Here is a 9,927-nt window from a genome sequence, read left to right on the forward strand (position 1 = left end):
GGCGCGCGGGCGCCGTGTCCGCCCCGGGGACGCCGAAGGGCGCCCGCTCGGATCGAGCGGGCGCCCAGCGGTGGGTCGGGACGGCGGGCCCGTCGGAGCGACGGTCAGAGCGGATCTCCCAGCGGCCCGAACTCCGCCTCCAGGGAGTCGGCCCAGTGGGCGGCGAAGTCCGGTCGCGTGCCGTCGGCGTCGGTGAACCCGTACTCCCGGTAGAGGCCCCAGGTGGCGAGCGCCCGGCCGGTCTTGGCCATGACGGCGGGGTCGGCGGCCAGCGCGGCGACCGCCCGCCCCAGGTAGGCGGGGGTTTCCGAGTGGGCGAAGTTCGGGTCCTGGGCGACGCCGTCGCGCCAGTTGGCCTCGGTCACCCCGAAGTGCTCCAGCACGGCCTCCGAGCGCAGGAAGCCCGGCGTGATCGCGACGGCCGCGACGTCGTGCGCCTTCAGCTCGGCGGCCTGCGCGACGGCGAGGCGGATCACCGCAGACTTCGCGAGGTCGTAGAAGAACGAGCCGCGGTAGCGGGCGGTGTTGCCGTCGGTGACCTCCACGACCAGACCGCTCCGGCGCGCGACCATCAGCGGCAGCGCGAAGCGGCTGGTGATCACATGGGTCTCCACCGCCCGCCGCAGCAGCCGGAGGCCGGTGTCGAGGTCCTGCTCCCACAGCGGGTGCGTCCAGTCCGTCAGCTGGTCCCCGCCCCACACGGAGTTGACCAGGACGTCGAGCCGGCCGTCCTGTTCGGCCGCGATCCGGTCGACCAGGGCGCGGACCTCCTCCGGGCGGCTGTGGTCGGTGCGGACGGGGACGCCGACGCCGCCGGCGGCGGTGATCCGCTCGGCGGTCTCCTCGACGGTCTCCGGGCGGTCCAGGTCGGAGCGCCCGGCCGTGCTGCTGCGGCCGGTGACGTACACCGTCGCGCCGGCCGCCCCGAGCTCGACGGCGATGCCCCGCCCGCCGCCCCTGGTCCCGCCGGCGACCAGCGCCACCTTTCCCGCCAGCGGCGGGGTGTCGTTCGTCATGCTTCCTCCAGGTCGTGGCGGTGCCGGGGTGGGTGGTGCGGGGCCAGGAGGGCGTCGAGCTCCCGGCGCAGCCGCTGCGCGAGGGTGCCCCGGCGGTCGAGCGCCCAGACGAGGCCCACGCCGGCGGTGACCGCCTGGACGGACCCGGCCACCGCCGCGACGTCCGTCCCGGCCCGGAGTTCGCCGGCGGCGACGGCCTCCGCCAGCAGTGCCCGGATCACCCGTTCCTGGGCCCGGTGGGCGGCCAGGGCGGGCTCGTAGAGCTGCGGGTCCGTGAGATCCGTGCACAGGAAAGCCAGGTGGTTGGCGAAGCTCTCCGGCGTGGCCATCGGAGCCATCGACTCGACGACCAGCGCGGCCAGCGCCCCGAGGACCGATGGGTGCGCCTCCCGCACCCGGCCGTGCAACGCGTCCGCGTCCTTGACGGACTGTTCGGCGAGCGCCACCAGCAGGCCGTGCTTGGAACCGAACCGCTGCACGAGGGTGCCGGGCACCAGCCCGACCTCGCGGGCCACGGCGGCCAGCGTCAGCCCGGCGGGGCCCACCCGGCCGATCACCTCGGCCGTCGCGCGCAGGATCACCACGTCGTCCACGCCTCGGGGACGTCCGGCCATCGCTACCCCCTCATTAATAAATGCCTGTTCATTTATTAAAGCCCGCGATCGCCCGCAGGGCAAGCGGGGGCCGCGGGCCGCTGCGACGGCCCGTCTCACCGCCAACGGAACCGGGCCCCTGGATCACGCGGCCACGAGGTCACGAGGTCACGGGGTCGCGGGTCACGGGGTCACGCGGGGCCGTTCAGGAGCGTCTCCCGGTGCAGCCAGGCGAGGTGGAGCAGTTCCGCGCCCGCCGGCTGCATCGGCTCGCCGGTGGTGAGGCGCTCGACCTGTTCGGCGGTGAACGGGATCCCCACCGCGTGCCCGGTGCCGTCGTCCAGCCGTACGCGGTGCCCCTCGTCGTTGGTGGAGACGATCCGCGCGAACACCGTGTCGAACAGCTCGGCGTCGAACACCGCGACGGTCAGCAGGTCGGTGACGAAGGTGAGCGGGTCCATGCCCAGGCCCAGCCAGGACACCCGGAGCGTGCCGGCCGCGCGGGCCTCGGTCAGGGTCCGGTTGAACGGCCAGCCGTCGTAGTCGATCGGGGCCGCGCCGCTGCCGTAGTCCTCGCTGCCGCCGAGCAGTTCCTCGCTGAGCTCGCGCACGACCGCGCGCCACAGGTCGAAGTCGTTGGCCTCGTTCCACGGCGCGTCGTGGGAGGCCTGGAACATGCCCACGGGCATGACCTGGAAGAGGCCGCCCCCACTGGCGACCTTGGCCGGGTCGCGCCAGTGCAGGACGAACTCGGCCGCGCCGGTCCGCCGGTCGTGGCGGATGACCAGCGTGCTCACGGCGGTCATGACCGGCCGCCGGTCGAGATCGGTGGGATCACCGAGGGCGGCCCGCAGCGGCGTGGCGCCGCCGGCCGGCACGGGCCGGCCGGGCGCGGCCGGCGCGGCGGCGGCGTACTCGTGAGCGGCGGCCTCGCAGACGTTGATGACGTCGAAGTAGGTGCCGCGGCCGAAGGTCAGCGTGGGCGCGGCCGCGTCCGGCGCCACCGCCAGGAGCCGGTAGCAACTCCGGTCCTCGAACAGCTTCGGCCTGGCCAGGTCGCGGACGGCGTCGGCGTAGCAGGGGTACGGGGTGCCGTCGTCGCGCCGGGCGCGGGTGGCGTCCAGCGCCGGGCCGCGGCCGTCGACGGGGGCGGCCGGGGTCCGCTCCTGCCACCGGAGCCGCACCCGCTCCAGGGGTACGGGCACATTGGGAATCCAGTGCTCGCGCGCCAGCAGCCGCCCGCCCGGCGCGAACTGCCGGGCGGCGTGCTCGGCCGCGGCCGCCCGGGTCAGCTCGAAGCGGTGGCGGTTCAGGTGGTCGCGCACCTGCCGCCAGCGGGCCCGGCTCGCGGCCGGGGTCACCTCCGGCGTGCCGTCCGGCGCCGGCTGCGGGGTGGTGGACACGGCTCTCCTCGAGGGTCGGCGATCCGCACCGGCGGCCCCCACGCACCGAGGGGGAGGGAGCGGGTGCTTCCGGGGTCCGGCCAAGTATGCCGAGCCCGGCGGTTGCCGGCCGCTCAGCCCCGCCGGCCCTCGTCGCCCGGCTGATCGGGGAGCAGGGGGAACAGTCGGGTGATGAGGGCCACCGGCCGGGCGCCCTCGGGCCGGGCCAAGGGGCGCTGTTCGCGGTGCTGGTAGGGGGCGAGCGCCTGCCGGACCGCGGCCGCGACCCCGCTCATCTCCTCGGGCGTCAGGTAGGCGACGGCACTGAACGCCTCGTCGTGCCGCCATGCGGCGGGCGCCAGCTCGCGGTGGCCGAGCCATCGTCGCCAGCTCTCGTCCTCCAGCCCCCGGGCCAGGTCGCCGAATTCCTCCGCCGAGGGAGCACCGGCGTCCGGCGCCTCCTGCCGCAGACGCCAGGGCCGTGCGCGGCCCCCGGTGTGCGGCGCTTCCTCGATGAGTCCGTGCCGGGCGAGCTGCCGCAGGTGGAACGAGCAGAGCCCGGAGCTGTGCCCCAGCCGCGTCGCCGCCTCGGTCGCCGTGACGGTGCCGACTTCGGCGAGCAGTTCCAGCAGCGCCGTGCGGACCTCGTGCGCGGGCAGCCGGTCCTCGGCCTGCCGGGACCGACCGGGCGGGGTGTTGACGTCTTCCTCAGTCACTTTGCAAAGTCTGCTACTTTGCAAAGCGACTGGCAAGCGGTCCACCGCAGGGTGGGCCAGAGGGTGAGTGGGGGAGACAGCATGTCCGTTCGTCACGAGCGGCCCGGTCCCGTCGACCGGCGGGTCCGGGTCCAGGGCACACCGGTGGACTCCTACCCGGCGCTGTCACCCGAGGCGGAACGCGGCTCGGTCCGCCGGGTCACGGAGGCGGGCGAGGAGATCCTGCACCGCCCGTGCCGGGAGGTCACCGAGTTCGGCACGCCCGAACTGTCGGCGCTGATCGACGACATGTTCCTCACCATGCACGTGGCCGAAGGCGCCGGCCTGGCCGCCAACCAGGTCGACGTCGACCTGCGGCTCTTCGTCTACGACTGCCCGGACGACGACGGGATCCGGCACGTCGGCCACATCCTCAACCCGGTCCTGGAGCTGCCGGAGCCGGGCGACCGCCGACTGGTCGACGACATGGAGGGCTGCCTCTCCGTGCCCGGTGCCGCCATGGCCGTCCCCCGCACCGACCACGCCGTCGTGCGCGGGTTCGACCAGGACGGCAAGCCGCTCGTGATCGAGGGGACCGGCTACTTCGCCCGGTGCCTGCAGCACGAGAGCGACCACCTCGACGGCCACACGTACCTGGACCGGCTGTCGAAGCGGGACCGCAAGGACGCACTCCGGCAGACGGCGGACCGCCGCGAGGCCGTCTTCGCCCAACGCGCCGCCAGGGCCGCCCCCTTCGCCCGCTGACGGATCCGAGGGCAGGGACCACCGGGGGCCCGTGTTCCCGGCCCGGACCTGCCCCGGCCTGGCTCGACGCTCCCGGTCGGGTGGTCTGACGGGTGGTCTGACGGCTGCGGTGGCGGCCCCCGCCGTCGGGTGACGGCCGGGGCCGGGCCGTGTCAGCCGGTGGCCTCCGCGGTGAGGGTGCACAGGCGCTTGGTGGCGCGGGTGAGGGCGACGTACAGGTCGCGTTCGCCGCCGGGGCGGGCGGCGGTGATGCCGTCCGGGTCGAACACGACGGCGGTGTCGAACTCCAGCCCGCGCGCCTGTGAGGCCGGCACCAGCCGGGCGTGCCGTTCGACGCCCGCGGCCGCGAGCTGCGCCGTCCGGTCGTCGGCGCAGATCACCCCGATCAACTCGCCGGGGTGCGCGGCGCCTTGCTCGCGCAGCTCCCGCAGGAGGGCGGTGACGAGCGACGCCGGGTCCGCGGCGAGGGTGCGCGGCACCTCGCCGTGCCGGATCGAGCGGATCGGTGTGCGGTCCGGGGCGATCCGGGCGAGCAGGTCCTCGGTAACGGCGAGGATCTCCTGGGTGGTCCGGTAGCTGACGGTCAGGGTGCGCAGGTCGTAGCGCCGTCCGAGGTCCGAGCCGAGCGCCTCCTTCCAGTCCCGGGCCACCGTCGCCGGGCCCGCCTGGGCGAAGTCCCCGACCAGGGTCATCGACCGGCCCGGGCAGCGGCGCACGATCATCCGCCACTGCATGGCGGTGAGTTCCTGCGCCTCGTCGACGACGACGTGCCCGAACGTCTGCTCCGGCGGGCCGTCGACCAGGCCGGCCGCCTCGTCGAGGAGCGGCACGTCGCCGTCCGTCCAGGGCGCCTCCGGCGTTCGCCGCAGCAGGGCCCGCTGCTCGTCGGTGAACCGCTGCAGGTGCCCGGCCGGATCGTCGCCCTCCGCCAGCAGGGTGTGGACCACCTGGCCCGGCGTGAGCCGGGGCCACAGGTCTTCGACGGCCCGGTCGAGCCAGGCGTCGTCCAGCAGGTCGGCGCGGACGGCGTCGGCGTCGAACTCGTCGGCCCCGGTGGCCGGCGCGTCGTCGAGACCGAGGCGGCGCAGGTCCGCCGCGGCGGCCCGGTCGAGGTCGAGTCCGGTCAGCTCGGCGACCTGGGCGTCGATCTCCTCCAGCACCTCGGCGCCGCTGCGGGCCAGCTCGTCGACGAGGGCGTCGACCAGCAGCTCCTTGAACAGCCGGCGCGCCGGGTTGTGCGCGAGAGCGTTGCTCCGCGCCGACTCCCGGGCCCGGACGACCTCCGCCTCCGGGAGCCGGATCCACTCCCGGCCGACCCGGACCTCGAAGTCGCCGCCCGGGGCCTGCCGGGACCGGACCACGGCGGCCAGCGCGTCGGCGAGTACGGAACTCCCCTTGAGGCGCGCCACCTCGAAGGGGTCCGCCGCGCCCGGTGCGACGCCGGCCAGTTCCTCGCACGTCGCCAGGACGACGTCGTTCTCGCCGAGCGAGGGCAGCACCTGGGAGATGTAGTCGAGGAACCGCGCGTTCGGCCCCAGCACGAGCACGCCGCGCTCGGCCGCCCTCGGGAACGCGTACAGCACGTACGCGGCCCGGTGCAGCGCCACCACCGTCTTCCCGGTGCCCGGACCGCCCTGCACCACCGTCACCCCGCGGTGCGGCGACCGGACGATCGCGTCCTGCTCGACCTGGAGCGTGGCGACCGCCGCCCCCATCCGGCCGGTCCGCCTGGCCTGGAGCGCCGCCGCCAACGGACCGTCACCGACCACGTCCTGCTCGGTCGGTGCGGAGCCGTCGAGCAGTTCGTCGCTCACCCCCACCACCGTCCGGCCCGTCAGCCGCAGATGGCGCCGTCGCCGCAGCCCCATCGGGTGCACCGGCGTCGCCTCGTAGAACGGCCGTGCGGCCTCGGCCCGCCAGTCCACCAGCACCGGCAGCTCGTCGGCGTCCCGTTGCAGCCCCAGCCGCCCGATCCGCAGGACGGTCCCGTCCGCCAGGTCGATCCGGCCGAAGGCCAGCCCGTCCTCGGCCCCTTCCAACCGTCGCACCTCGCGCGCCAGTTGACCGGCCGCCAAGTCCCTCTCGTACACCTCGCCCGCGCCGTCGGACGGCGCCGCGAGGACGCGCGCCAGCTGCTCCCGCACCCCGGCCAGCCGCCGGTCGAACAGGTCGCCCAGGGCGGAGACGTGAACCCGCTCAAGCTCCACCTCGCGGGCGGCAACCTCGTTGATCTGAGACAAGAAAGCCCTCTCGGCTCGATCCACCACTGTTTCGAGGCGCCACTATGCAGAGGGAATCCGGGAAAGTAAATATTGACCGAACCGGGTGGAATATGACCTCTGGTGCACACCACCGGGCCGACCTGCCGTTCCGGGGCCGGATGCCGCTCGCCCCGTCGCCGGGTCGCGTGTTCGGCCGGGCCGGCCTGTCAGGGATTGCCGAGTGACTGCCAGTCCGACCAGGCGGTCGAGCCGGCGGTGACCTGCCGGATGTGCCGGATGCTGCCGCCGGTGAAGGGGGCGAAGACCTCCAGGCGGCCGTCGGTGTTCTGGGCGACCACCGGGTCGCCCCGCAGGCTGCCGCCGAGCGACTCCCACCTGGTCCAGCCGTCGCCGGGGCGGGTCATCCAGCAGTGCTGGAGCGTGCCGTCGGACCCGGAGCCGAAGACCTCCAGGCGGCCGTCGGTGTTCTGGGCCACGGCCAGGTCGCCCGTCAGGCTGCCGCCGCGCGACTCCCACTTCGACCAGCCGTTGTTGGGCGCGGTCTGCCAGATGTGCTGGGCCGTCCCGTCGGGGCCGAGGGCGAAGACCTCCAGCCGGCCGTCCGGGTTCCAGCCGACCGCCGGGTCGCCCGCCGTCAGGCCGCCGAGTTCGCGGCCGATCACCCAGCCGGCGATGTGCGGGCGCTGCCAGGCGTGTACGAGGTGGTCGCTGGCTTCGCGGGCGAAGACCTCCAGGTGGCCGTCGGCGTTCCGGGCGGCCGCGGTCCGACCGGCGGGGTGGACGTCGATCGTGCCCCAGCCCGACCAGCCGTTGTTCGGTTTGGTCTGCCAGATGTGCTGGATCCTGGTCGTGCCGACGTCGGTCGCGTGGTGGACGAACACCTCCAGCCGGCCGTCGGAGTTCTGGGTGACCGCCGGGTCGCCCGCCATGCTGCCGCCGAGCGACTCCCACGCAGACCACCCGCTGCCGGGGCTGGTCTGCCAGCTGTGCCGCAGCGTCCCGTCGTCGTGGGCGCCGAAGACCTCCAGGCGGCCGTCGGCGTTCGGGGCGACGACCGGGGTTCCGGTCACGCCGCCGGCGAGCGGCCGCCAGTCCGACCAGCTCCCGTCGTCACCGGCGGTGTACTGCCAGCTGTGCCAGAGCGGCCCGCTCGCGCCGGCGTGGACGAAGACCTCCAGGCGGCCGTCCGCATTGCGCCCGGCCCAGGAGAATTGGGCACCGTACATGGTGCTGACCGTCGTGACCATGAGACTTCCCGGCTTTCCGGTTTCGGCTTCGGTGACTTCGACGGGTGACTTCGGTGACTTCGGTGACTTCGGGCGGCCTCGGCGACTTCGACGGGGTGGAAGGTGAGCCGGCCGGGGACCCGTGGATCCGTGGGGCGGGGCCCGGGCACGACCTGCCACGGGTGCGCCCGCCCGTCGTCGACGGTGCTCCGGCAACGGTCGTCGGACGCCGGTCGTGGACTCCGCGGGCGGAGGACTCCGGAGGGCCGCGCACCGATCCCGGCTGCCCACCCGTCGGTTCGTCTCCGACGATATGCCTGGGGCGTGCCTCCCGCATGTCCTGCACGGACAGTAGCGACCCGGATCGACGCGGCAGCGCGGGTTTCTGACTAAAAATCAGGAGACCGGGAAGGCGACTGCCCAAGGCTCCGGCCGAGGCGCTCCCGGCCTCGCGCGCTCCCCGTGCCCGAGGGCGCGCCGGAGAGGCGTCCGAGGGCGTCACGGCCGGTGCGCGCGTAACGTACAGGTGTCAACTACCTGCCGCCGGCCCGCACCGGGCCGGCCGGTCACCGGTCACCGGTCACCGGTCACCGGTCACGTAAGGGGAAGATCATGGAAGACCGAGCACTGGGCAGCCAGGGCCTGACCGTAGGCGTACAGGGTCTCGGCTGCATGGGGATGAGCGCCTTCTACGGGGCCACCGACGAGACCGAGTCCCTGGCGACCATCGACCGGGCGCTGGAGCTCGGCGTCACCCTGCTGGACACCGCCGAGAGCTACGGACCGTTCCGCAACGAGCAGCTGCTGGCCAAAGCGCTGCACGGGCGCCGGGCGGACGCGGTGGTGGCCACCAAGACCGGAGTGGAGCTCGCGGACGACGGTCGGGCGTCCGGGCTCAACGGCCACCCGGAGTACGTGCGGCGGGCGCTCGACCGGTCGCTGCGGCACCTGGGCACGGACTACGTCGACCTGTACTACCTGCACCGCATCGATCCCGGGGTGCCGATCGAGGAGACCGTCGGCGCGCTGGCCGAGCTGGTGGCCGCCGGCAAGATCCGCTACATCGGCGTCTGCGAGGCGTCCGCGCGGACCATCCGGCGTGCCCACGCCGTCCACCCGCTCACCGCCGTGCAGACCGAGTACTCGCTCTTCGAGCGCGGCATCGAGCACGACGGGGTGCGGGAGACGCTGCGGGAGCTGGGCATCGGTCTGGTCGCCTACTCCCCGCTGGGCCGCGGCTTCCTCTCCGGCGCGATCACCAGCCCCGACGACTTCGCCGCGGACGACTGGCGCCGGACGGATCCGCGCTTCCAGGGGAAGAACTTCGACCGCAACCTGGAGGTCGTGCGCGAGGTCCGCCGGATCGCCGCCGCCAAGGGCGTGACGCCCTCCCAGCTGGCGCTCGCCTGGGTCCGGCACCAGGGCGCCGTCGCCATCCCCGGCACCAAGCGCCGCAGCTACCTGGAGGAGAACGCCGCCGCGACCGAGGTGGCCCTCACTCCCGAGGACATCGCCGCGATCGAGGCGGTCGCACCCCACGGCGCGGTCACCGGCGACCGGTACCCGCCGGAGTACATGAAGACGCTCAACGGCTGACCGCCGGCCGACGGAGCCCGCGCTCCGGGGGTGTCAGCGCCGACCAGGAGGGTGCGGCGGCCACCGCGGCGTCGACCACGTCCGCCTTGGTCACGGTGGCGTCGCCGAGCCGGGCCGCGACGGCACCGGCGAAGCCGTGCGCCAGAAAGGCGGCGACGACGGGCCGGCCGGCGACCGGGACGTCCGGGACCAGGGGCGGGGTTGCCTGGGTGCGGCAGGGCCAGGCTCACCGGCCGCCGACAGGGTAGGAATGACCTCGTGCCGCCGGGCACCGCGGACCGCGGCCCGGCGATCCGATCCGCGTCGGATCGGCCCCGGGGGGGGGGGGGGGGGGGGGGGGGGGTCCCCCCCCCCCCCCCCCCAAAAAGCAGCCCCCCCTCCCCCCCCGGGGGGGGGGAGAAAAAAAAAAAGCCTTTTGGGGGGGGGCCCTCA

General features: G+C 74.5%; 8 protein-coding genes. 2 read left to right on the forward strand and 6 right to left on the reverse strand.

The features are described from left to right. Window positions 1–104: 104 nt before the first annotated feature. The 4 genes from ACZ4UX_RS20075 to ACZ4UX_RS20090 form a co-directional block, all read right to left on the reverse strand. Window positions 105–1,016: an SDR family oxidoreductase gene (locus ACZ4UX_RS20075; RefSeq protein ID WP_465707624.1), complete on the reverse strand. Its 912-nt coding sequence runs from the start codon at window positions 1,014–1,016 to the stop codon at window positions 105–107. After that, window positions 1,013–1,630: a TetR/AcrR family transcriptional regulator gene (locus ACZ4UX_RS20080; RefSeq protein WP_329485462.1), complete on the reverse strand. Its 618-nt coding sequence runs from the start codon at window positions 1,628–1,630 to the stop codon at window positions 1,013–1,015. Before ACZ4UX_RS20080 ends, ACZ4UX_RS20075 begins: the two co-directional genes overlap by 4 nt. A 170-nt stretch (window positions 1,631–1,800) precedes the next feature. Next, window positions 1,801–3,012 (reverse strand): helix-turn-helix domain-containing protein, encoded by a 1,212-nt coding sequence (locus tag ACZ4UX_RS20085; protein ID WP_465707625.1) that lies wholly within the window; start codon window positions 3,010–3,012, stop codon window positions 1,801–1,803. Window positions 3,013–3,125: 113 nt separating this feature from the next. Beyond that, window positions 3,126–3,707 carry a helix-turn-helix domain-containing protein gene (locus ACZ4UX_RS20090; protein WP_465707626.1) on the reverse strand — a complete coding sequence of 194 codons (582 nt, stop codon included), beginning with the start codon at window positions 3,705–3,707 and terminating at the stop codon, window positions 3,126–3,128. Window positions 3,708–3,788: 81 nt separating this feature from the next. Between ACZ4UX_RS20090 and def the strand changes: the two genes are divergently transcribed. Next, the gene (def, locus tag ACZ4UX_RS20095; RefSeq protein ID WP_465707627.1) at window positions 3,789–4,451 is read left to right on the forward strand and encodes a peptide deformylase; all 663 of its coding nucleotides are present in this window, start codon (window positions 3,789–3,791) and stop codon (window positions 4,449–4,451) included. 152 nt (window positions 4,452–4,603) lie between these two features. Here def and ACZ4UX_RS20100 read toward each other — a convergent pair whose 3' ends face one another. Together ACZ4UX_RS20100 and ACZ4UX_RS20105 are read right to left on the reverse strand one after the other, a co-directional pair. Then, window positions 4,604–6,691 carry a HelD family protein gene (locus tag ACZ4UX_RS20100; protein WP_465707628.1) on the reverse strand — a complete coding sequence of 696 codons (2,088 nt, stop codon included), beginning with the start codon at window positions 6,689–6,691 and terminating at the stop codon, window positions 4,604–4,606. A 188-nt stretch (window positions 6,692–6,879) separates the two neighbouring features. Next, the gene (locus ACZ4UX_RS20105) at window positions 6,880–7,899 is read right to left on the reverse strand and encodes a PLL family lectin (protein WP_465707629.1); all 1,020 of its coding nucleotides are present in this window, start codon (window positions 7,897–7,899) and stop codon (window positions 6,880–6,882) included. Window positions 7,900–8,511: 612 nt separating this feature from the next. Here ACZ4UX_RS20105 and ACZ4UX_RS20110 point away from each other — a divergent pair. Then, complete coding sequence (locus tag ACZ4UX_RS20110) at window positions 8,512–9,495, forward strand: aldo/keto reductase (RefSeq protein ID WP_465707630.1); 984 nt, start codon at window positions 8,512–8,514, stop codon at window positions 9,493–9,495. Window positions 9,496–9,927 lie beyond the last annotated feature (432 nt).

Source organism: Kitasatospora sp. NPDC028961 (genome assembly GCF_055564815.1).